This window comes from Ochrobactrum sp. P6BSIII, from assembly GCF_014138065.1.
Classification (GTDB): Bacteria; Pseudomonadota; Alphaproteobacteria; order Rhizobiales; family Rhizobiaceae; genus Brucella.
Window position 1 is genome coordinate 1 of record NZ_JACGXB010000001.1, and the last position, 24,403, is coordinate 24,403.

Sequence of the window (24,403 nt, forward strand, 5' to 3'; positions counted from 1 at the left end):
GTGCCCACCACATCATTGGTGTCGGACGGATTGATGTTGGCAGTGCCGTCACCGCCAACCCACTCGCCAGCGATCAGATTCTGATGAATTGTCATATGAACTCTCTCTCCCGATATCAGCCGTGCGGCCCTGATATATCTCACTTTCATTCGCGCATCGAACCAGCGAATGCAAGGTTGCAACGGGCTTTTAGCAGAAAATGTGAAAAGTATTACTTTTAAAATCCCAAAATCGACGTTCTTGTAAAATTGCCACACCCGACACCTTGCGAACCAGAAATTGCATTTAGGGCCTTGGCAAACAATCTTGCTCATTTATTGTGCACGCATCTGAAACACTGGCAGGAGGTATGAGATGCGCGTCGATTATCCATTCCCAATGGTGCCCTGTGTTTCTGCGGGCGCCTCTAATCGCTAGGTCCGCGGCCCGCCTCGCGGGCTGAGTATCGCTCCTTCGGAGCACCTTTCCAAAACCACCGCTGTTCGCGGCTCCTCCCGGAGCCGATCGTTTTGTTTTCTCAATCAAGGGCCAGTTCTGCGCGCGAGCACAGGCTGGTAATATGGATATGACTCGGTTTCGTTTAGATTTCCGGGGACCTGCGTTCCGCAATGTCCTCGGCTACACTTTCAGCCATTGGCGAAGTCAGCCCTTGCGGCTGGCGCTGATGATAATCGGCATGCTGCTTGCAACAGCCGCAGATGTTTTGACCCCGCTCTATTCAGGGCGGCTGGTCGATGCGCTTTCGCTTGGCAATAATGGTGCATGGGATGCCGCCATTCAGGCGCTTGTCGTGCTACTGGCGCTGGGCGCGCTGGCGCTGATCACCCGCCAGTTGACCTTCTATGTCATCACCGACTTCACCCTGAAGATCATGAGCGACATGGCGGCAAGTTCGTTCCACAAGTTGCAGCGGTTTTCGACCGACTGGCACGCCAATGCCTTTGCCGGATCAACAGTCCGCAAGGTTTCGCGCGCCATGTGGGCGCTCGATCTGCTCAATGACACGCTGATCGTGGCGCTGTTGCCGTCAATCCTGATGCTGCTTGGCTCGGTTGCGTTGCTGTCGTGGTACTGGCCGCTGATGGGGCTGCTGGTTGCAATCGGCTCTGTGCTGTTCATCGTCTGCACGATTGTGATTTCGCTTGGCTTTGTTGCGCCCGCTGCAACATTGGCCAATAGCTGGGACACGCGCATGGGCGGCTCGCTGGCCGATGCCATCTCCTGCAACGCTGTCGTGAAGGCATTCGGCGCGGAAAGCCGTGAAGATGTTCGTCTGTCCAAGGTCGTCACCAAGTGGCGCAGTCGCACGCGCCGCACATGGCTGATCGGCACGCTGAACGGCTTCATTCAGGGCGCGAACCTTCTGGTCATGCGCGGTGTTGTCATTGCCTTTGCGCTCTATCTCTGGAGCCAGGGCAAAGCCACGGCAGGCGACATCACCTTTGTTCTGACAGCCTTCTTCATGTTGCAGGGCTATCTGCGCGATGTCGGCATGCATATCCGCAACCTGCAACGGTCGGTCAACGACATGGAAGAACTGGTCGATATCGAGGCACAGCCCTATGGCATTGCCGACAGGTCTGGCGCTCCCGCCATCAAGATCGGTGCGGGCGAGATCACATTCGATCATGTCACGTTCCATTATGGCAACCATGAAGACCCGCTTTACCGCGACTTCTCGGTCAAGATCGATGCGGGCGAGCGGGTCGGCCTTGTCGGCCATTCCGGCTCCGGCAAGACCACCTTCGTGAAGCTGATTCAGCGGCTTTACGACGTCACGGACGGCGCCATCCGCATTGATGGTCAGAACATTGCTGAGGTCACCCAGGCGTCGCTGCGGTCGCAGATTGCCATCGTGCAGCAGGAGCCGATCCTGTTTCACCGCACACTGGCCGAGAACATCGCCTATGCCCGTCCCGGCGCGACACAGGCCGAGATTGAGGAAGCGGCACGCCTTGCCAGCGCGCATGACTTCATCACCCGGCTGCCGAAGGGCTATGCGACACTGGTGGGTGAACGCGGCGTGAAGCTGTCGGGCGGCGAACGCCAGCGCGTGGCCATTGCCCGGGCGTTTCTGGCCAATGCGCCGGTTCTGATCCTTGACGAGGCGACGTCCAGCCTCGACTCGGAATCGGAAGTGCTGATCCAGCAGGCGATGGAACGTCTGATGGTCGGGCGTACCACGCTCGTCATCGCTCACCGGCTATCGACGGTGCGCGCACTCGACCGGCTGCTTGTCTTCGACAAGGGTCAGATCATCGAGGAAGGCGACCATGACGCGCTGATCCGCAAGCCGGGCGGCATCTACCGCCGTCTGTTCGAACGGCAGGCGCTGGAGCTGACCAAGGGTCTCGAAGACGTCATTTAACCGACGAATATCGTCAGCACTTAAAGAATAGGGCCGGAATCACTTCCGGCCCTATTTTTATTGGGCTTTTTCTATTCATTGCGCGTTCAGATCACGTCCGGTATCACCCGCCGCTCAACCGTGGCTTGACATTTCCATGACAGAAATGTGACACGAAATTTCTCATATTTAGAAATGGTAGCAGGTAAGACATGTCTGGAGTAGTGGAAAACGCGGGCGAACGTCGCTGGAGCGATGCGGCCATTTTCGGCGCTTCGCATGTCTCGTGGCCAGTGCGCTTCGTCTGGGTTGCGCTTGCCTCCATCGTCCTGTCCGTTCTGCTCGTCTTCTCCGTCGAGTGGATTTTCCGCGGTTCGTTTGCCGAAGCCATCGAGTTTTTCCGCACCCCGCATAAGCCGGCATGGACAACGGTTGCCTTCTTCGTCGTGGTGCTGACCGCCAGCGACGCGCTTTTCGGGCGTATCCATTACGGGCTTTTCGTGGTTGGGCCGCTAGCGCTGATCGCCGCGACGACTGCGCGTGAAAAAAGCCTTTATCTCGGCGACCCGCTCTATCCGAGCGATTTTCTCTATGCGCGCCAGATCGTCGATCTGCTGCCGCTTCTGGTGCGTGAGCGTCCGTGGAGCGCTGTCGGCATCGCCCTTCTCCTGATTGCCAGCGCTGCGCTGCTGATTGCCGCAAGCCTTTTCTGGTGGCGTCGTTTCGACCGCATTCCCTGGAAAGGTCGCGCGCTTCGTCTGGCCTTCGCGCTACCGCTGCTCGCCTGGTTCGCTTTCATTTCCGACTATTCCAGTTTTTCACTGGCGCGCGACCGCCTGCGCGTTCTGCCCATCATGTGGGACCAGAAGGAAAATTACGCGCATAACGGTTTCACCATGGCCTTCATTTTGAACGTGCCAATGGCAACCGTCTTCGCGCCGGAAGGCTATTCACCGGAAACCATCGCGTCGATTGAACCGCCAGCGCAGCTCATTCCGGCAGCACTTGATACCGGCAAGCCCGACGTCATCATGATCATGAGCGAGTCTTTCTGGGACCCGACCCGTCTGCCGGGTGTGGCCTTCAGCGCCGATCCGATCCCGACCGTGCGCGCCGAACAGTCCGGCTATGTGTTCTCACCGGAATTCGGCGGCATGACCGCCAATGTCGAGTTTGAAGCGCTGACAGGCTTTTCCAAGGCATTCCTGCCTTCGGGCAGCATTCCTTATCAGCAATATATTCGCCGTCCGCTGCCATCGCTTGCAAGCTTCTTCAAGGAACAGGGCTATGCAACGCGGGCGATCCATCCCTATCGCCAGTGGTTCTGGAACCGCGGTCCTGTCTATGAAAACATGGGCTTCGACAAGTTCATGTCGGAAGAAAACATGCCGCCGTTGGAAAAGCGCGGCACGCTTGCCTCGGACGATGCGCTGACCACCGAGATCATTCGCGAGGCGGATGAGCAGCAGGACCCGTTTTTCTTCTTTGCTGTTTCGCTGCAAGGCCATGGCCCCTATGAGGCCAACCGCTATCCGGATTCAAAGCTCGATGTGCAGACCGACGCCAGCGAAGCTGTGCGCCAGTCGATCCGCACCTACTCGCAAGGCGCTATGGATGCCGATGCAAGCCTCGCCCGTCTGATGGAATGGGCATCGAAGCGCGAACGCGAAACCATTCTGGTGTTCTTCGGCGATCATCTGCCGCCGCTCGGCCCGGTCTATACCGAAACCGGTTTCATGCAGGATCGCGTCGCAAGCCGCATCGCGCCTGCCGCCGACATGCTTCTCCAGCATGAAACACCGCTGGTGCTATGGACGAACAAGCGCGGCGCGGAACGCGGCACCGGCACGATCAGCCCGGCTTTCCTGCCGATGCAGATACTCGAAATGGCCGGGATGCAGCATCCCTATTACACCGGCTTCCTGCGCCAGTTGCACGACCAGTACCGCATTGTTGATGCGCATGCCGTGTTCGATGGCGATGAAAATGCCGATGAAGGCTGGCAGCAGCGCCCGCCTTTCGCGCCGCTCCTGCGCGACTATCAAATGCTGCAATATGACATGATCTTCGGCAGCAGCTATGCACGAGACCGGTTCTTCCCGGCCCCGTCACAAAGCTAATCGCGGTGTTTATACCGGCGCCTTGCCGGCAGACTGGCGAATGATCAGCTTGTAGTCGATCTTTCGGGCCGGTGAGGTTTGGCCGTTCTCGATATGGTTCAACAGCATATCGGCTGCACCACGCGTCATTTCGAAGATCGGCTGGCGCACGGTGGTGATCTGCGGCGACACCATGCTGGCAATCGAGCTGTCATCGAAACCGACCACGGTGAGATCGCCCGGAACCGACAGTTTGTGGTCATGCGCCATCTGCACCACCGCCGCCGCCATATCGTCATTGGAGGCGAAGATCGCCGTCGGGCGATTTTCGAGTGACAGAAGTTTCTTTCCCGCCACAAGACCGCTGGCAAAACTGAAGCCGCCTTGCGCTTCATAATCGGGATTGCGCTCGATCCCTGCCGCTTCCAGCGCCCGGCGATAACCGGCCAGTCGCAATTCGGCGGAGCGGTGGGTCGGGTCGCCAATGATGATCGCAATCTTCCTGTGGCCGAGCTTCAGAAGATACTCCATCAGGTCGACGGTTGCTGCTTCGTCGTCGATGGAAACACTATCGGTCGGATGCACATTGACGTCGCCCGCCACGCGCGCAAACGGCATGGCCGAGGCTGAAAGCTCCTGCAAAATTTCCGGATCGTCCGACATGGGCGGCGTCACGATGATGCCGTCGAGGCCTGACGCATGGGCGGTTTCGATCAGCGCGCCACGAATATCGGCGCGGTTCTCGACCGGAAAGATCAGCAGGCGATAGCGCGTGCCGCGCAGGCGCTCCAGCGCGCCCATCTGCAATTCCGTCACATAGCTGGAACTGGGGTTTTCGAAGAAAAGACCGATCAGATGCGAACGTCGTTCCACCAGATTGCGCGCCGCCGCATTGGGCCGATAGCGCAGCTCCTGCCCCACTTCGCGCACCTTTTCGCGGATTGCCTCGCGCACATTCGGTTCGTCGTTGTAAACACGCGAAACGGTCTTGATCGACACGCCTGCCAGACGCGCCACATCGTGTATCGTCGCTCTTTTGCCTGTTGCAGCCATATGGGATCGTCTTCCTCCTCGAAGCGTTCGCTATTTTTGCGCACTCCCAAACACAAAACCGCTACACGCTTTTGTTGGAAATGCTCTAACCTGTTCGTCGGATAACGAAAAGGCCAAACGCTTCAGGGAATGGAACATATGCGGGATCGCGTCAGAAAACGCACTTCGCGCCCGTTATCGAGCGAAAACATGCCCCCGCGCCCCGGAACGACATCAATGATGAGTTCAGTGTGCTTCCAGACTTCATATTGCGGGCCGCTGATATAGACCGGCGCGCCGCCAATTTCGCCCAGTTTGACATCATTGTCTCCGACGACAAACTCGCCCTGCGGATAGCACATCGGTGAAGAACCGTCGCAACAGCCGCCCGACTGATGGAACATGATCGGCCCATATTCCGCCTGCAATTCGGCAATGAGATCAAGCGCGGCAGGCGTGGCGCTGACCTGGCCCTTGCCGTCGTCGCCAGCGTTCGTTTCAGGATTCCTCGCAGAACCCTTTTGCGGGTTTTCTTGCAACATTCTCTCCTCCCTCGCATGAGAACGGGCGAAACAGGTCCGCCCGTTCAGAATATGTAACGTCTATCCTGCACGCTTTACTGCGTCAGATCCATCACGACGCGACCTTCGATGTTGCCCTTGCGCATATCATCGAAGATGGAATTAACATTTTCCAGTTTCTCGGTGCGGATGGTCGCCTTGACCTTGCCGTCGGCAGCGAAATCGAGCGATTCCTGCAAATCGAGCCGGGTGCCGACGATGGAACCGCGCACGGTGACGCCGTTCAGCACCATGTTGAAGATTGACAGCGGAAAATCGCCCGGCGGCAAGCCGTTCAGCGCCACCGTGCCGCCGCGCGCCACCATGCCAAGCGCCTGTTCGAAGGCAATGGGCGAAACCGCTGTCACCAGCACACCTTGCGCGCCGCCATCGGTTTCCTTCTTGATATAGGCCGCCGGATCCTTGTTGGTCTTGGCATTGACCGTCACCGTCGCGCCAAGCTTACGAGCCAGTTCGAGTTTCTTGTCGTCGATATCGACGGCGGCAACGTTCATTCCCATGGCCTTGGCATATTGCACCGCCATATGGCCAAGGCCACCGACGCCGGAAATCACCACCCAATCGCCCGGTTTGGTGTCTGTCACCTTGAGGCCCTTATAGACCGTAACACCGGCACAGAGCACCGGCGCGATTTCGTTGAAATCGGCATTCTTCGGCAAATGGCCGACGAAATTCGGGTCAGCAACCACATATTGCCCGAAGCCGCCATTGACCGAATAGCCGGTATTGAGCTGTTCCTCGCAGAGCGTCTCCCAGCCACCGAGACAGTGGCGGCAATGACCGCAGGCCGTATAAAGCCATGGAACGCCGACGCGGTCGCCTTCCTTCACATGCTTGACGCCAGCACCCACGCCCGACACGAAACCCACGCCCTCATGTCCGGGGATAAATGGCGGATTGGGCTTCACCGGCCAGTCGCCTTCGGCGGCATGAAGATCGGTGTGACAGACGCCGGATGCCTGAATGGCAACCTGTATCTGTCCCGGTCCCGGTTCGGGTATCGGCACCTCGTCGATTGTCAACGGCTTGCCAAATGCTCGTACCACTGCTGCTTTCATTGTCTTGGCCATGAAGTCTCTCCTTCGTTATCGAATTGAGTTTCTTTCAAGCTGTTTCCCGATACGGGTCGGAAGAAATGAGTAACAGGAATATGGCGCACCCGGGTGCCGCGTCCAGCTTGCCGCGCAATGCAGCTTTCAGGACCATTCAAGGGTTGCCCGGGCATTTTCGCCCAGGCCCCTTCGCAGTCCCCTGGGAGGGTGAACCGATGCCGTTCTTCCAACGCAATACTGACCTGGAAGACGCAAATACGCTTTGATTAGACGCAATGCGGAGACGTTAATTCCCCGCTTTGCAGCACGCCCAGCGACGAGGACAAGGGGTGATTAGATTCTGGCTATGGCGTGCCGAAAATGGTGTTCTTCGAGAACCGGAGCGGAGCGTACTTAAAGGTACGTGAGCACCGGAAGCGGAGAAGAATGCCGTTTGCAGGCCGCCATAGCCTGAATATAACGCACTTAGTTTATACGCATGTCGTGATCGGAAAAACGGTTCCCACTTTTCCGCGACATGCTTTAGAAGAAGCCGAGTTTCTTCGGGCTGTAGCTCACCAGCATGTTCTTGGTGTTCTGGTAATGCTCCAGCATCTTCAGATGGTTTTCGCGACCGATGCCCGACTGCTTGTAACCACCGAAGGCCGCGTGGGCCGGATAGGCATGGTAGCAGTTGGTCCACACACGGCCCGCCTGAATAGCGCGACCGAAGCGATAGGCCCGCGTTCCGTCACGGGTCCAGATACCGGCGCCGAGACCATAGAGCGTGTCATTGGCAATCGACAGCGCTTCCGCATCGTCCTTGAAGGTCGCAACGGACACGACCGGTCCGAAGATTTCTTCCTGGAAGATACGCATCTTGTTGTTGCCCTTGAACACGGTCGGCTTGACGTAATAGCCGCCAGCCAGATCGCCCGGCAGAACATTGCGTTCACCGCCGGTCAGCACTTCTGCGCCTTCCTGACGACCGATGTCGAGATAGCTCAGGATCTTCTCAAGCTGCTCGCTCGAGGCCTGCGCGCCGATCATCGTTGCCGGATCAAGCGGATCGCCTTGCACGATGGCTTCCACACGCTTCAGCGCCTTTTCCATGAACTTGTCGTAGATCGACTCATGGACAAGCGCACGGCTCGGGCATGTGCAGACTTCACCCTGATTGAGGGCGAACATGACGAAGCCTTCAATGGCCTTGTCGAGGAAGTCGTCATCTTCGGCAGCCACATCCTTGAAGAAGATGTTGGGCGACTTGCCGCCAAGTTCCAGCGTAACCGGAATGAGGTTCTGGCTGGCATATTGCATGATGAGGCGACCGGTCGTGGTTTCGCCTGTGAATGCGATCTTGGCGATGCGGGGGCTGGATGCCAGCGGCTTGCCCGCTTCAAGACCGAAGCCATTGACGACATTGATCACGCCAGCTGGCAGAAGATCGGCAATCAGTTCCATCAGGACGAGGATCGAAGCCGGGGTCTGTTCGGCAGGCTTCAGCACCACGCAATTGCCAGCGGCGAGCGCCGGAGCCAGCTTCCAAACCGCCATCAGGATCGGGAAGTTCCACGGAATGATCTGGCCGACAACGCCCAGCGGCTCGTGGAAGTGATAGGCAACCGTGTCGTGGTCGATTTCCGAAATGCCGCCTTCCTGCGCGCGGATGACACCGGCGAAATAGCGGAAGTGATCGACAGCCAGCGGAAGATCCGCAGCGGTGGTTTCACGGATCGGCTTGCCATTGTCCCATGTTTCGGCAGCAGCGAGCGCAGGCAGATTTTCTTCGATGCGGTCGGCAATGCGGTTAAGGATCAGCGCGCGCTCGGCTGCGCTGGTACGGCCCCATGCATCCTTGGCGGCATGAGCGGCATCAAGCGCTGCTTCAACATCCGCAGCGTCGGACCGTGCCACTTCGCACAGAACCTGACCATTGACCGGCGAGGTATTTTCGAAATAGCGGCCAGACTTGGGTTCAACCCATTTGCCGCCGATGAAGTTTCCATAACGTTTGGCAAAAGCCGGCTTCACCGTCCGGCTGAATTCAACCTTATTCATGGTATTCTCCTCCCGAAATGACGCTGCTCCTACAGCGCTTCGACAAGGAGGATCGCGCGATAGCGGGGGAGAGTCATCCCGTGTTTTCACGCTCGCAAGATCATGTGTCGCAATATTGAGACAGTTGCGTCAGGTGATTTTGCAAAGGGATCAATGCGGGCGAATGATCTTCAGGCGGTTCAGCTTGCGGTGCAGCGTGGCCCGGCTGATGCCCAGAAGCACTGCGGCGGCAGAAATATTCCCCTCCGCACGGGCCAGCGCACGCAGGATGACCCCGCGTTCCGACTCCGCCATGTCCTCGCGCGGATCGGCATTCCAGCCGAGAATATCGGCAGCAGGCAGCGGGCCTGCCAGCGCCACATCATCGAGACCAAGCGCCAGACGCGCAGCCCGTGTCGCGCCAATCACCAGATCATCCTTGTCGACGGCGATCAAAGCGCCGCCGCTGCGGTCCACGCTTGGAGCCAGCATGATGCGGGCCTTTGGAAAAGCCTGCCGGAAGTTTTCTGCTTCGATCCGCCGCGCCGCATCGATCACCGCCACAGAGATGAGCTGCGCAAAGGCTTCCGTCAGATCGGAACGGCAGGATGACACGTCAAGCGCAGCCATAAGACGGCCTTGATGATCGTGGATCGGCGCCACCGTGCAGGACAGCCCGATATTGCGTGAATGAAAGTGCTGGTCGCGATGGATGGTGAGCGCACGCTGTTCAACGATACAGGTGCCGATGCCATTGGTGCCTTCGCATTCCTCGCTCCACACCGCGCCCGTCCACAGGCCCCAGCGATAGAACGTGTCGTCGTCGCTTGCCGCACCGCGGCGCTCTACCGGCACGCCTTCGCTGTCGGCCAGAAGCACGCAGCAGCCGACGCCGCCGACCGCCATGTAAAGGCGATCCATACTAGCCTGCGCCACGCTGACCAGCCGCTCCACCCGCTCATGCGCGGTGCGGAACTCCCTCTCGGAAAGCGTGCGCACGGTGCCCGGATCGGCAGGGTCGAGCTTGTGCAGTTCGGCAGAACGCTGCCATGACGCCACCAGCGCCGAGCGGGCAGAACCGCCGGTGTGGATTTCGGACAGAACACGGTCCGCATGAACTCTCTCTTGCGGTGCACCCATCTTTCTCCTCCCAGGAAGGCTGGAACCGCTGAATTCGCCTTGAACATTCCCGGACAACAGAACCGCTATAAAGGTCTGCCGGGCATGTTCCTGATGATAATGGCCTGTTCCCCCACAACTGGCAAGCGCATCGTCAAAGCGAAGAAACAAAGACGGCCCGGCAGAAATAATCGCCGGGCCGTGAAATGTGGTCTTTGGGAGGTTAGTACTTATCAGGAGGTATGCACCTCGTGAGAGGTGTGTTTTTATAAACGGTGCGGAACCAATCTAGTTGATGCCACCCGGACAAAAATACACCAGTCCGAGCTGTATCGGGAGGAATCGATCAGTATCCGCACCGCATTCTAAAAGTAATATTTATAAATTTTTAAGTATAAAAAGTCTTAAAGTACATGAGTAAACTATCATAAAGAAGAATAATTGAAAATTACAATCATTTGATTGCTATTAGGAACCCGCAATAAATGGTGACAAGGTTTTTTCTTTGTTTTGAATGAAATTATTCAATGCTTCCGCCTCTGCGGCACTGAGGCGCAAGCCAAGCTTGGTGCGACGCCACAGAATATCTTCCGCCGTGCAAGCCCATTCATTTTCAATGAGATAGGAGACTTCAGCTTCATAGAGATCAGCGCCGAAATGGCGACCAAGATCAGCGAGCGATGCGGCCTTGCGGAGCAGCACATGAACACGCGTTCCATAGAGCCGGAACAGGCGGCGGGCATGGACTGGCGTGAGAAATGGATAGGCCGCCTGTACTTTCTTTAACTCGCTGTCGAAAGCAACTTCCTTGAAATCACCACCGGGCAGTGCTGCCGCATGGGTCCATGGCGCACCCTTCTTGCCCAGATGATGCTCGATCTTTTCCAGCATATGTTCGGCAAGCTTGCGCGCTGTCGTCAGCTTGCCGCCGAAGACATTGATGAGTGGTGCGAGACCGGCTGGCGCGTCGTCTTTCAGAACATAGTCGCGCGTTGCTTCCTGCGCCTTGCTGGCGCCGTCATCATAGAGCGGACGCACGCCGGAATAGGTCCAGACCACATCTTCGCGCCGCACAGGTTCGGCGAAATATTCGCTTGCTGCAGCACACAGATATTCTGTTTCGGCTTCAGTGATCGCCACCTTGGCGGGATCGCCCTTATAGTCCTGATCGGTGGTTCCGATCAGGGTGAAATCATCTTCATAGGGGATCGCAAAGATGATGCGACCATCATTATTCTGGAAGAAATAAGAGCGCGGATCGGCAAACTTCTTGCGCACCACGATATGGCTACCCTGCACCAGACGCACATTGTGCAACTGGCGGTCACCTTCGACACCCTGCAAAACCTTATCGGCCCACGGACCGGCGGCATTGACCAGCAGACGTGCGCGGATTTCTTCCTGATGTCCGGTGTCGGCGTTCTCAATCGTGATTGTCCAGCCCTGACTGTCGCGCCGTGCGGCCACGACCTTGGTCCGGGTGCGAATGGACGCGCCACGGTCAGATGCATCGCGCGCGGTCAGCGCTACGAAACGGGCATCATCGACCCAGCAATCGGAATATTCGAATGCCTTGGTGAAAAGCGGCTTCAGCAGCTGAGCAGCAGGGTCAGTGCGCATATTCAGCGTGCGTGTCGCCGGGAGTTTCTTGCGGCCACCCAGATGATCGTAGAGAAACAGACCCAGCCGCAGCAGCCATGCCGGACGCACCCCGCCTTTATGATAGGGCAGCACAAAGCGCATCGGATGGATCATATGCGGCGCATTGGCCCATAGAACCTCGCGCTCCATCAGCGCCTCGCGCACCAGACGAAACTCGTAATGCTCCAGATAACGCAGACCGCCATGGATCAGCTTGGTGGCGCGGGAAGAAGTGCCGCTCGCCAGATCGTTCATCTCCGCCAGGAAAACAGAAAAGCCGCGCCCGATCGCGTCGCGTGCAATGCCGCATCCGTTGATGCCGCCACCAATAACGAAAATGTCGAATATTTTTTCCTGCGCCATGGCAAACCTTGAAAGCGGCTTTCAGAGCGTTTGCAGCAGACAGACGCTCGAACATTCATTTTAACGCGCGTCACCCGACGCGCCTCAGAACACCAAAGCGAATATAAAACTATTTAATACGAAAGCAAAGCGAAAATAAACGAAACTACCCCGCTTTGGTCGCCGCCCCGCTATCATTAAGGGTTTCGATCAGCTCAACCTCATGTTCTGCACACAGATCACGCAGCTGCTGCGAGGAGCAGCGGTCGGTGATGAAGGTGTTGATCTGCGAAATATGGCCAATGCGCACCGGTGCAGTGCGTTCCAGCTTGGTGGAATCGGAAACGAGGATAACGTGGCGCGCATTGGCGATAATCGCCTGCGCGACTTTCACTTCGCGGAAATCGAAATCGAGCAGCGCACCGTCTTCGTCCATGGCCGAAGCACCGATGATGGCATAATCAACCTTGAACTGGCGAATGAAGTCCACTGCCGCCTCACCCACAATACCGCCGTCGGACGAGCGGACCACGCCGCCAGCAATGACCACTTCGATGGAAGTGTGCACACGAAGCGTATTGGCGACATTGATGTTGTTGGTGATGACCATCAGTTCGCTATGGTCGATCAGGGCATGGCTGACAGCTTCGGTCGTGGTGCCTATATTGATGAACAGGGACGCGCCATCGGGGATGATTTCAGCTGCCGCCCTGCCGATCGATTCTTTTTCATTGGCGGCGATCCGGCGGCGGGCCTCATATTCCATATTCTCAACGCCGGAGGGATAAAGCGCCCCGCCATGAATGCGGCGCAGCAGGCGTGCGCGGCACAGATCGTTGAGATCCTTGCGCACGGTTTGCGGCGTGACATCAAAAGCCGCAGCCAGATCGTCCACCAGAACCTGCCCCTGACGGCGTGCAAGGTCCAGAATTGCATTGTGACGAGGGGTAAGCTGCATTTTTTGCCCGCGCTGAGTTTGTTAGAATTGCGAGCCTGTAATGTCTCTGTTTTCGGAGAGAAAGCAACTGCCTATGCCTATCTGCACCGTTTTCGCAGCCTGTTTTGTTTTCACGCATTATCCTACGCAAAACCGCTTCGCACTTTTGCTGGAAATACTTTAGCCGGGAATACAGGGATCGCGGACGGACAACGAAACCGCTCAATCATCGCCCAAAGTGCTGTTGTACATATTGTGCAGCTTGCAGGCCACTTCGGTCCGGTTGGCTGCGCCGATCTTGCGCATGATATTATGGACATGCGCCTTCACAGTGCCTTCGCTCATGCCAAGTTCGAAAGCGATCACCTTGTTGGAGCGACCAATGCGAATCGCATGCACCACCTCGATTTCGCGCGCGGTCAGCAATTCGCCCAGCACATCCTCATCGATATCGGGCGGCGGCGACTTGATGGCCATGGAAGCGGGAATATACATGCCGCCCGCGCTGGCGAGATGGATGGCCTCGACGCAAACACGAACATCGACCGAGGTGGGGATATAGCCTCTGGCGCCGATTTCCATGGCCCGCACCACCTGCGCCCACTCCTCACGTTCGGCGAGAAGCACAATCGGCGATGGTGACCACATTTCCACGAGGGAGCGGATTTCTTCGGAGAAGAACGGATCGGCAAGCCGCTTGGCGCCGATATGCAGCAAAATGACAGCACTGCCGTTGAACGCCTTCGCCTGCTCTACAAAGGCGTAGCACGTCACCGGCATTTTCAGCCCATTCATCAGGAGGCCGTTGAAAAGGCACTCCCGCTCCAGATTGCTTTTGCATACGAGTAGCAAATGGCGGTCACTGTTCGGCAGAACGCCGACACCAACCGCTCCATTGTCTCTTTCTTTCGGTACAGCCCACAGACTGGCACCCCTGGCATCCAACATCGGCGCGTCTCCCCGGCACGAAGGTTTACTAACTCCTACACAGTGATCCGCCGGTCCTGCCCCGCCGCAAGATCGGTATTTAAATGATGCTTATGACTTATATTGACGAATTCCCGCCATTCCATAGGCTAATATTGCTACCTCAAAGCAATCGTGTCATTAATTTATGTTAGCAAGTTCGAAAATTTATGTTGTCCGTAAGAGCGACTTAAACAGTAGGAAGATATAAAACTATATCTTTCGTTTAGTACGGAAGTGTTATGCATAGTGGCAGAGGCATTGCGGCACCTTCGGTGGGGGTGCTGATCGACTTACTGGAATCTTCTCCGATTCTGGCGGACCTTGATGCGCATGCGATTGGTGCTTTGGCTTCTCTTGTCATCACGGAAAACAATTTTACCACCGATACCGTCATCATAGAACAGGGTGAGCGCGTCAGAAACGTGCATATGGTCGTGTCTGGCTGGGGCTGTGTCTATCGCGATCTGTCCGGTGGCCAGAGGCAGATTATCGACTTTCCGATGCGTTGCGATTTCATCGGCCTTCGCACCGCAGATGGCTATAGCTACAATACGATATCCGCCATCACACCGATGAAAGTCATTGAAATTCCACTGGCTTCTCTCGAAAGCGCGATCCGGCGTGTTCCACGTCTGGCAATGATCTTCATCGAGCTTTTGTCGCGACAGCGCGCCATGCTGATCGAGCATCTGACGAATGTCGGTCGCCGCAGCGCCTTTGTGCGGACCGCACATCTGCTGCTGGAATTGTCGGACCGGGTCAAAGCCTGCTGCATTGACGATCCCGATTCCTATTATTGTCCCCTGACGCAATATCAGCTGGCCGATGCGTTGGGACTGACGCCGATCCACCTCAATCGCATGTTGCGGGATCTGCGCGAGGAAGGGCTTGTCCTCTTCCGCTCAAACCGGGTCGAGATCCTCGATCGCCAACGCCTTGTTGCGCTCGCGGAATATGACGGCGAGTTCATGCGCATGTCGGTTTTCGACCGAAAGCGATAAACACATATTCGTGAAGAGAAGAGGTTTCTGGAAAATCGGGAACAGCTTCCAGCATCTGAATGGTCGGAGTGAGAGGATTCGAACCTCCGACCCCCTCGTCCCGAACGAGGTGCGCTACCAGGCTGCGCTACACTCCGAACCAGTTGGTCGCAACCAGACGGTGCGACCGTTGAGGCGGCTTATAACGCTGCATTTTTGATGCCGCAAGAGCATGATGCAGTTTTTTTGCGGTCACAATCGCGACCGCTCATAAATGTCACAGGATCAGAGCACTTCGGCTGGAAAGACCGGCGTAAAGCCTGCGCCATAAGCGACGAAGTGCGGATTGGCGAAGCCCTTCACGCCCTGCCCGGCGCGCTGTCCATAGACAAACGGCTTGCCGTCGATGGTGGCGGTCATGCCGCCCGCCGCACGCAGCACCGCATCACCTGCCGCCGTGTCCCATTCCATCGTTGGCGCAAAACGCGGATAAATGTCCGCCTCACCGCGCGCAATCAGGCAGAACTTCAGGGACGAGCCGACCGAGACATGGCCGGAAATCTGGTTTGCCTGCAGGAAATGCTCGGTTTCAGGCGTATTATGCGACCGGCTGCAAACAGCAATGCGTTGCTCGGCAACCGCCCGCGCCCGGATTGCACGGCGGCGGATTATCTTGTGATCCGCAGTCGTTTCCGCTTCCTCGGCGCGGTTGCCCGCACCCGTAAACAGCAGATTGCGGGCCGGAGCGTAGACAATGCCCGCGACCGGCACACCATCTTCAATCAGGCCGATATTGACGGTAAAATCGCCATTGCGCAGCAGAAATTCCCGCGTGCCGTCGAGAGGGTCGACGAGCAGAAAACGCCGTCCGAGATGGGTCGGAAGACGACCGGCAGACACCTCTTCCTCCGCCACGACCGGGATATCGGGTGCTACCGACGACAATGCCGCAAGGATGATCGCCTCGGCGGCACGGTCTGCCTCGGTGACAGGCGATTCATCCTTTTTGCGCTCAACCGCACAGCCATCGACATAATGCTTCATGATGACCCGGCCAGCCTCAAGCACGGCCTCTTCAAAAACGGCGAGCAAGGCTGCGCCGTTGGGGTCTGCTTTGGGAGAGGCTGGAATGTTCATCGCTCAGATCGACCAGGAATCGCTACCATAACTGCCGATGACACCGCGTTCGGCCAGATACTTTTCTACTTCCGCGACCAGTTCGTCAACATTGCGCCCCGTCGTATCGAGACGCAATTCTGGCGAAACCGGCGCTTCGTAAGGCGAATCAATGCCCGTAAAGGACTTGATTTCACCGCGCAGCGCTTGCGCATAGAGGCCTTTCGGGTCGCGCGCAATGCATTCCTCAATCGGCGTATCGACGAAGATTTCGATGAACTCCCCTTCCGGCACTCGCGCACGCACGGTGTCGCGCTCGGAGCGGAACGGAGAAATGAACGAAACCAGCGTGATCAGCCCGGCATCCGCCATCAACCGCGCCACTTCGCCGACGCGGCGGATATTTTCCGCCCGGTCAGCATCGGAAAAGCCGAGATCACTATTGAGGCCATGGCGGACATTGTCGCCATCCAGCAGATAAGTGTGCTTGCCGAGCGCGTGAAGGCGCTGTTCCAGCCGGTTGGCGATGGTGGACTTGCCCGAACCGGAAAGGCCGGTAAACCAGAGCACCGCCGGCTTCTGGAATTTCTGTGCGGCCCGTGCCTTGCTGTCGAGATCGAAAGCCTGCAAATGCACATTGGTCGCCTGACGAAGCGCGCTGTCGATCATGCCTGCGCCGACCGTCGCATTGGACACACGGTCAATCAGCACAAAAGCGCCGGTAACGCGGTTGTCGGCATAAGGATCGAGCACAATCGGGTCCGCCGTCTGGAGATAGCAGAAGCCGACTTCGTTGAGATCGAGACGCGCTGCATCCTCGCGTGCAAATGTGTTCACATCCGTCCGATATTTGATTTCACTCACTGTCACCGGCGTCTGGTCGGTCTCGGTGCGCAAGAGATAGGAGCGTCCCGGCTGCAAGGCATCTTCGCCGAACCAGACAATATTGGCCGCGAAGCGATCCGCCACGTCGGGTCGCGCTTCTGCGCCAACCAACATATTGCCGCGCGAAACCTCAATCTCGTCTTCGAGCACCAGCGTGACAGCCTGACCTTCCGAGGCACGAGGCAGATCACCGTCATAAGTGGCGATACGCTTCACGCGCGACTGCTTGCCCGATTTGGCCACGACAACCGTGTCGCCCGCCGCAATCGAACCGGAGGCTACCGTGCCGGAAAAGCCGCGGAAATCCAGATTGGGCCGGTTCACATATTGCACCGGGAAACGGAACGGTTTGGCTGCGGCTTCCGTATCGATGCGCACAGTTTCCAGATGTTCGAGCAGATGCGGCCCCTGATACCAGCCGATGCGCGGCGACAGGCTGGTGACATTGTCGCCGAAACGCGCCGAAAGCGGGATCGGCTGGATGCTGGCAAAACCAAGGTCTTTGGCGAAGCTCATATAATCGGCAACGATGCGGTCGAACGCTTCCTGCGAGAAGTCGACGAGGTCGATCTTGTTAACCGCCAGCACGATATGGCGAATGCCAAGCAGCGAAGCGATGAAGGAATGACGGCGCGTCTGCGTCAGCACGCCCTGTCGCGCATCAATCAGCACCACGGCCAGATCGGCGGTCGAAGCGCCCGTCGCCATATTGCGCGTATATTGCGCATGGCCCGGCGTATCGGCGACGATGAACTTGCGGCGCGGCGTCGAAAAGAACCGATAGGCGACGTCGATGGTGATGCCCTGCTCGCGCTCGGCTTCCAGACCGTCAACCAGCAGCGCAAAGTCGAAATCATCATCCGTCGTGCCGAACTTGCGGCTGTCATTCTTGAGCGCGGCAAGCTGGTCTTCGAAAATCAGCTTGGTGTCATAGAGCAGACGCCCGATCAGCGTCGACTTGCCGTCATCGACGGAGCCGCAGGTGAGAAAACGCAGCAGCGTCTTGCGTTCCTGATCGGCGAGAAACGCGGTCACGGCTGCGCTGGTTACGGAAGGCTGGCCCAAGGGCTTTATCGCAGCGTTCATCAGAAATAGCCCTCGCGCTTCTTCTTTTCCATGGAACCCGCTTCATCGCGGTCAATGGCACGGCCCTGACGTTCCGACGTGCGGGCGATCAGCATTTCCTCGACAATATCCGAGAGGCTTGAGGCGCTGGATTCAATCGCCCCGGTCAGGGGGTAGCAGCCGAGCGTACGGAAACGCACCAACCGGTCTTCCACCTTTTCACCATCCCGCAGCTTCATGCGGTCATCATCGACCATGATCAGCATGCCGTCGCGCTCCACCACCGGGCGGCGGGCTGCAAAATAGAGCGGCACGATGGGAATATTTTCCTGCAAGATATACTGCCAGATGTCGAGTTCGGTCCAGTTCGACAGCGGAAAGACGCGGATCGATTCACCGGCTGCCACGCGCGTATTGTAGACTTTCCACATTTCGGGACGCTGGTTCTTCGGGTCCCAGCCGTGCTGCGCATTGCGGAACGAGAAAATGCGCTCCTTGGCGCGGGACTTTTCCTCATCGCGACGCGCGCCGCCGAAGGCTGCATCGAACTTGTACTTGTCGAGCGCCTGCCGCAGACCGACCGTCTTCATCACATGGGTATGGACATTCGAACCATGGCTGAAAGGGCCGACGCCATCGCGCACGCCATCTTCATTGATATGGACCAGAAGCTCGAAGCCCTTTTCGCGCGCCTGCGCATCGCGAAACTCGATCATTTCGCGGAACTTCCAGGTCGTATCGACATGCAGAAAGGGAAATGGCGGTGGTGCTGGATAAAACGCCTTCATCGCCAGATGCATCATGACCGACGAATCCTTGCCCACCGAATAGAGCATCACCGGATTGGAAAAGGTTGCTGCAACTTCGCGAAAAATATGGATCGCTTCTGCTTCAAGACGCTGCAGATGCGTCAGGTTCTTGGTCAGGGATGCATGATGCACGACATTTACTCCCGGAAACCGGATAGAGACGAGAAAGCAGGATTACGGTTCTGACGGAGCGAAATCGGTACCCTGACTAAGTTGGCCGCATTGTCGTGAAAAGAAGCCCAAAAGTGAAAGAACGCTTTCGCGTATTCCGATGAACCTGCGCGAAAAACTTGCAGTCTTGGCCACAAGGCGGGAACAAACTTGCGCAGCCGGCAAAAAGCGGAATTTCGCTTAAATGGCGGAAAATCCTACTAAAATTGTGATATTTAGCGCTTTTGGAGAGCAAAAACTGGGTAAATTCTTGCTCAAAAAGCTGCGTGCCACACGGGCATCATCCGATGCGCGGGACGGATAGGCGCTCATTATGAGAGGAAGATTTTGAAAGCACCCAACGGGCCAAACCGCCGCGGGGCTTAGAGTGGATCAGAGCAGGCCGAAGGTGCGGGCCTTCGCGACAGCCTGAACCTTGTTCACGGCAACAAGCTTGGTCAGCACGTTGCTGATATGAAAATTCACGGTACGCGTAGAAATATTGAGGATCGCCCCGATAATCTCGGCAGTTTTTCCTTCACTCGTCCAACGCAGGATTTCACGCTCACGCGCCGTCAGGCAAACTTCACTGGCACAATTCATTCGCGGCACATTGACCAGTGTGAACATCGACAGATGCAGAAGATTGGTCACCATCTGCAACTGACGCCGCAGTGCGGTGACCTCGGCTGCGGCCAACGGCTGGCCGCTGCGCAGGAATGTCAGCATTCCAAACACGCCCTGAGCAGCCCAGCACGGCTGCGAAATGCCCACCTTCAGTCCATAGCTTTGCAGATCAGCCCATAATTGCGGCGTGTCGGCAAAAAGCTTCGGCGACCAGACCAGCGGGTCGATACTGTGCAGACCAAGCCGGACCAGCGGGTCGACCTCGACATATTTCTTGGCGGTATAAAGTTCAGTCCAGCCTTTCGGCATGTCCTCGTGACGTACCCATTTGACCGCCCCATTCAAGGACGGAACCGACATGACATATGAAACATGGTCAAAGCCGATTTCGCGGGCATATTTTTTTACATATTCAAACAGCTTGTCCGCATTATCCGCAGACTGCATGGCATCGCATAACAATTCCCATTTCATTGCTGCCATCCTAATAATGTTTTCAATAACTTACGCACAATACAACTTTTACGCTCACAAAATTTCGAACGCACAGCCTTAAATAGCATTTTCCTGTAAGCCTCTCCAGAAAGATTGCTTTCAAAAAAGCTGGAACCTTTTGAAAAACAGCCGTTTTAAACAGGTCTGGCTATGGTCGACGGAAAAGCGCCTAAAATAAAAAATGGCCCCGCATCGCAGGGCCCTCTTCTTTTGGTTGTAACAGTCGCTTCGACTATGCAGCTTCGTCGGCAACATCGCCGGGAATATAATTGAGGATCGGCGCAAGCCAGCGCTCGACGTCGCGAACGCTCATGCCCTTGCGGCTCGCATAATCCTCGACCTGATCGCGCTCCACCTTGGCGACACCGAAATAATAGCTTTCCGGATGGCCGATATAGAGGCCCGAAACCGATGAGCCCGGCCACATGGCGTAGCTTTCGGTCAGTTCCACACCGGTCTCAGCCGTGGCATCAAGCAGACGGAACAGCGTGGTCTTTTCGGTATGGTCTGGCTGGGACGGATAACCCGGGGCCGGACGAATACCCTGATAAGGTTCGCCGATCAGTTCTTCCGGCGTATAGGTTTCATCCGTCGCATAGGCCCAGAATTCGCGACGCACACGCTCATGCATCAGTTCTGCAAAGGCTTCGGCAAAACGGTCGGCCAGCGCCTTCACCAGAATCGCGGAGTAATCATCATTGGCGCGCTCGAAACGCTCGGCAATGGCCACCTCGCCAATGCCTGCCGTAACGACGAAGCCGCCGACATAATCCTGCTTTCCACTTTCCACCGGCGCCACAAAGTCGGACATGGCGACATTTGGACGGCCATCGCGCTTGCTAAGCTGCTGGCGCAAGGTGAAGAAGGTCGCAAGTTCCTCTTTCCGGCTTTCATCGGTGAACAGCCGGATATCGTCGCCCACCGCATTGGCTGGCCAGAAGCCGACCACGGCTTTCGGCGTGAACCATTTTTCGTCGATGATCTTCTTGAGCATGGCCTGCGCATCGGACCAGAGCTGGCGCGCGGCCTCACCTTGCTTTTCGTCCTCAAGAATCGCCGGATAACGCCCTTTCATCTCCCAGGTCTGGAAGAACGGCGTCCAGTCGATATAGCGCGCGATTTCGGCCAGATCGTAATCGTCGAAAGTCTTCGTGCCGGTAAAGCTCGGCTTCACCGGAGCAAAGCTGTCCCAGTCGAGCTTGTGCGCATTGGCGCGGGCACGCGCTATCGGCAGGCGCTGCTTTTCCGCTTCGCTGCGCGCATGAGCGGCTGCGACCTTGGCATATTCATCACGCACGCCACTGACATAATCGCCCTTGGCTTCCGGCGAAAGCAGACTGGACACAACGCCAACCGCGCGGCTGGCATCGATGACATAAACCGCCTGACCGCGCTCGTAACGCGGATGAATTTTCACCGCCGTATGGACACGGCTGGTCGTCGCCCCGCCGATCAAAAGCGGAATGTCGAAACCTTCGCGTTCCATCTCAGCTGCCACATGCGCCATTTCGTCAAGCGATGGCGTGATGAGGCCGGACAGACCAATGACATCAACTTTTTCGTCACGGGCGACTTGCAGAATCTTCTGCGAAGGCACCATGACGCCGAGATCGATGATCTCGTAATTGTTGCAGGCCAGCACGACACCGACGATATTCTTGCCGATATCGTGCACGTCGCCCTTCACGGTCGCCATCAGCACCTTGCCAGCGCTCTGGCGTTCTTCGCCACCATTGAGGCGCTTTTCCTCTTCCATGTAAGGCAGGAGAACAGCCACCGCATGCTTCATCACGCGGGCGGACTTGACCACCTGCGGCAGGAACATCTTGCCCGCGCCGAACAGATCGCCAACCACATTCATGCCAGCCATCAGCGGGCCTTCGATAACGTGAAGCGCCCGCTCGGCAGATTGGCGCGCCTCTTCCGTATCGGCTTCGATATATTCTGTAATACCGTTGACCAGCGCATGGGCAAGGCGCTTTTCCACCGGCCATTCGCGCCAGGCGAGATCCTGCGCCTTGGCTTCCTTCGAACCGGAATCGCGGAAACGCTCGGCAATTTCCAGCAGGCGTTCGGTCGCATCCGAACGGCGGTTCAGCACCACATCTTCGCAGGCCTCGCGCAGTTCCGGATCGATGGCATCGTAAACCGCCAGCTGACCAGCATTGACGATGCCCATATCCATGCCCGCCTGAATGGCGTGATAGAGAAACACGGCATGCATCGCCTCGCGCACCGGCTCATTGCCACGGAACGAGAATGACAGGTTCGACACGCCGCCCGAGACATGGACATGCGGCAAGGTCGTCATGATCTGCCGGGTCGCTTCGATGAAGTCGACACCGTAATTATTGTGCTCGTCGATACCTGTCGCTACCGCGAAAATATTCGGATCGAAGATAATGTCTTCCGGCGGGAAACCGACCTGCTCGGTCAGGATCTTGTAGGCACGGGTACAGATTTCGATCTTGCGCGCTTCGGTATCGGCCTGTCCGGTTTCATCAAACGCCATGACCACGACCGCCGCACCATAGGCGCGCACGAGCTTGGCGTGATGAATGAAGGCTTCCTCGCCTTCCTTCATCGAGATGGAGTTGACCACCGGCTTGCCCTGAACGCATTTCAGGCCAGCCTCGATGACTTCCCATTTGGAGCTGTCGATCATGATCGGCACGCGGGCGATATCCGGCTCGGCAGCGATCAGGTTGAGGAACTCGACCATCGCCTTTTCGGAATCGATCAGGCCTTCATCCATATTGATGTCGATGATCTGGGCGCCATTGGCCACCTGATCGCGCGCCACATCAAGGGCGGCAGCAAAGTCACCAGCCTTGATCAGCTTGCGGAAGCGGGCGGAGCCGGTGACGTTGGTGCGCTCACCGACATTGACGAAGGGAATGTCCTCGGTCAGCGTGAAAGGCTCAAGGCCGGAAAGACGCATCAGCGGCGCGACCTTGGCAGGCTTGCGCGGCGGGTGTTTTGCAACGGCCTCGGCAATGGCGCGGATATGTTCCGGCGTCGAGCCACAGCAGCCGCCAACCACATTGACCATACCGTCGCGGGCAAAGCCCTCGATCTGGGCGGCCATCGCTTCCGGCGTTTCGTCATACTGGCCAAATTCGTTCGGCAGACCGGCATTCGGATAGGCGCAGATGAATGTGTCGGCGATATTCGACAATTCATCCAAATGAGCGCGCATAGCATTGGCGCCCAGCGCGCAGTTGAGGCCGATGGTGAACGGCTTGGCGTGACGCAGCGAATGCCAGAATGCCGTTGGCGTCTGGCCGGACAGGGTGCGGCCGGAAAGATCGGTGATCGTGCCGGAAATCATCACCGGCAGGAAAATGCCCTTCTCTTCGAACACTTGCTCCGAAGCGAAGACGGCGGCCTTCGCATTCAGCGTGTCGAAGATGGTTTCAATCAGGATGATGTCGGAACCACCATCGATCAGCCCACGGATCTGCTCGGCATAGGCGATGCGCAGATCGTCAAAGGTGACCGCGCGGAAGCCTGGATTATTGACATCCGGCGACAGCGAGGCGGTGCGGTTTGTCGGTCCAAGTGCTCCGGCAACGAAGCGGCGACGACCGTCTTTCTGTTCGGCGCGCAGGGCCGCACGACGCGCAAGACGCGCACCGTCGCGGTTCAGCTCATACACCTGCTCTTCCATGCCGTAGTCGGCCTGGGCAATCGTCGTGGACGAGAATGTGTTGGTTTCGAGAATATCCGCGCCCGCAATGGCGTAAGCGTAGTGGATTTCTTCAATAGCCTTGGGCTGGGTCAGCGTCAGAAGGTCATTATTGCCCTGAAGCTGGCAATCGCAAGCGCCGAAACGCTCGCCGCGAAAATGCTCTTCATGGAAGCCAAGCCCCTGAATCTGCGTTCCCATCGCGCCGTCGAGGATCAAAATACGCTCGCGCGCTGCTTTCGTCAGCGCGGCCAGCACCTCCGAACCATCCGGCTTTGCAGCCGTTGCACCGAAGAGATCGTCGAGAGAAGACGCCATAAGAGTACCGCCTGTATTCTGATATGCATAATCGCAGAAGGTCGCTTAATGACATAAACATATCTTTATGTCAATTATTGATCAGCTTTTGGAGCACGATATATGCACCCAAGAATGAGGTCTCGAGACAAT

Annotated in this window: 16 protein-coding genes and 1 tRNA gene; 3 read left to right on the plus strand and 14 right to left on the minus strand. The window is 57.2% G+C overall.

The annotated features are described in order from the left end of the window. Positions 1–565 precede the first annotated feature (565 nt). Complete coding sequence (locus FHW00_RS00005; RefSeq protein ID WP_113533795.1) at positions 566–2,368, plus strand: ABC transporter ATP-binding protein; 1,803 nt, start codon at positions 566–568, stop codon at positions 2,366–2,368. A 191-nt stretch (positions 2,369–2,559) separates the two neighbouring features. Then, positions 2,560–4,467 (plus strand): LTA synthase family protein, encoded by a 1,908-nt coding sequence (locus tag FHW00_RS00010; protein WP_078339599.1) that lies wholly within the window; start codon positions 2,560–2,562, stop codon positions 4,465–4,467. Positions 4,468–4,476: 9 nt separating this feature from the next. Here FHW00_RS00010 and FHW00_RS00015 read toward each other — a convergent pair whose 3' ends face one another. The 8 genes from FHW00_RS00015 to FHW00_RS00050 all read right to left on the minus strand — a co-directional run bounded on the left by FHW00_RS00015 (position 4,477) and on the right by FHW00_RS00050 (position 14,117). Beyond that, positions 4,477–5,499, minus strand: a complete 1,023-nt coding sequence (locus FHW00_RS00015; protein WP_078339600.1) for a LacI family DNA-binding transcriptional regulator — start codon at positions 5,497–5,499, stop codon at positions 4,477–4,479. Between the two features lie 122 nt (positions 5,500–5,621). Beyond that, positions 5,622–6,020: a DUF779 domain-containing protein gene (locus tag FHW00_RS00020; RefSeq protein ID WP_078339601.1), complete on the minus strand. Its 399-nt coding sequence runs from the start codon at positions 6,018–6,020 to the stop codon at positions 5,622–5,624. A gap of 74 nt (positions 6,021–6,094) precedes the next feature. Continuing rightward, positions 6,095–7,129, minus strand: coding sequence for an alcohol dehydrogenase AdhP (gene adhP / locus FHW00_RS00025; protein ID WP_078339602.1), 1,035 nt, complete (start codon positions 7,127–7,129; stop codon positions 6,095–6,097). A gap of 504 nt (positions 7,130–7,633) precedes the next feature. Next, the gene (gene adh, locus FHW00_RS00030; protein WP_078339603.1) at positions 7,634–9,151 is read right to left on the minus strand and encodes an aldehyde dehydrogenase; all 1,518 of its coding nucleotides are present in this window, start codon (positions 9,149–9,151) and stop codon (positions 7,634–7,636) included. Between the two features lie 150 nt (positions 9,152–9,301). Next, entirely contained in the window at positions 9,302–10,270 is a 969-nt protein-coding gene (locus FHW00_RS00035; protein ID WP_078339604.1) for a GAF domain-containing protein, read from the minus strand. Positions 10,271–10,717: 447 nt separating this feature from the next. Further along, a complete protein-coding gene (gene glpD / locus FHW00_RS00040; protein WP_078339605.1) occupies positions 10,718–12,253 on the minus strand; it encodes a glycerol-3-phosphate dehydrogenase in 1,536 nt (511 codons plus the stop codon). A 145-nt stretch (positions 12,254–12,398) separates the two neighbouring features. After that, a complete protein-coding gene (locus FHW00_RS00045) occupies positions 12,399–13,190 on the minus strand; it encodes a DeoR/GlpR family DNA-binding transcription regulator (RefSeq protein ID WP_078339606.1) in 792 nt (263 codons plus the stop codon). A gap of 201 nt (positions 13,191–13,391) precedes the next feature. Beyond that, positions 13,392–14,117, minus strand: coding sequence for a response regulator transcription factor (locus tag FHW00_RS00050; protein ID WP_078339607.1), 726 nt, complete (start codon positions 14,115–14,117; stop codon positions 13,392–13,394). A gap of 260 nt (positions 14,118–14,377) precedes the next feature. Between FHW00_RS00050 and FHW00_RS00055 the strand changes: the two genes are divergently transcribed. Continuing rightward, complete coding sequence (locus tag FHW00_RS00055) at positions 14,378–15,139, plus strand: Crp/Fnr family transcriptional regulator (protein WP_078339608.1); 762 nt, start codon at positions 14,378–14,380, stop codon at positions 15,137–15,139. 60 nt (positions 15,140–15,199) lie between these two features. Here FHW00_RS00055 and FHW00_RS00060 read toward each other — a convergent pair. The 6 genes from FHW00_RS00060 to metH form a co-directional block, all read right to left on the minus strand. Then, positions 15,200–15,276: transfer RNA gene (locus FHW00_RS00060), tRNA-Pro, on the minus strand. Between the two features lie 127 nt (positions 15,277–15,403). Next, a complete protein-coding gene (gene cysQ, locus FHW00_RS00065) occupies positions 15,404–16,255 on the minus strand; it encodes a 3'(2'),5'-bisphosphate nucleotidase CysQ (RefSeq protein WP_078339609.1) in 852 nt (283 codons plus the stop codon). A gap of 3 nt (positions 16,256–16,258) precedes the next feature. Continuing rightward, positions 16,259–18,205 carry a sulfate adenylyltransferase subunit CysN gene (gene cysN / locus FHW00_RS00070; RefSeq protein WP_078339610.1) on the minus strand — a complete coding sequence of 649 codons (1,947 nt, stop codon included), beginning with the start codon at positions 18,203–18,205 and terminating at the stop codon, positions 16,259–16,261. Further along, positions 18,205–19,125 carry a sulfate adenylyltransferase subunit CysD gene (gene cysD, locus FHW00_RS00075; RefSeq protein WP_078339611.1) on the minus strand — a complete coding sequence of 307 codons (921 nt, stop codon included), beginning with the start codon at positions 19,123–19,125 and terminating at the stop codon, positions 18,205–18,207. Before cysD ends, cysN begins: the two co-directional genes overlap by 1 nt. 411 nt (positions 19,126–19,536) lie before the next feature. After that, positions 19,537–20,244: a LuxR family transcriptional regulator gene (locus FHW00_RS00080; RefSeq protein WP_078339701.1), complete on the minus strand. Its 708-nt coding sequence runs from the start codon at positions 20,242–20,244 to the stop codon at positions 19,537–19,539. Between the two features lie 253 nt (positions 20,245–20,497). Next, positions 20,498–24,271 carry a methionine synthase gene (metH, locus tag FHW00_RS00085; RefSeq protein ID WP_078339612.1) on the minus strand — a complete coding sequence of 1,258 codons (3,774 nt, stop codon included), beginning with the start codon at positions 24,269–24,271 and terminating at the stop codon, positions 20,498–20,500. Positions 24,272–24,403 lie beyond the last annotated feature (132 nt).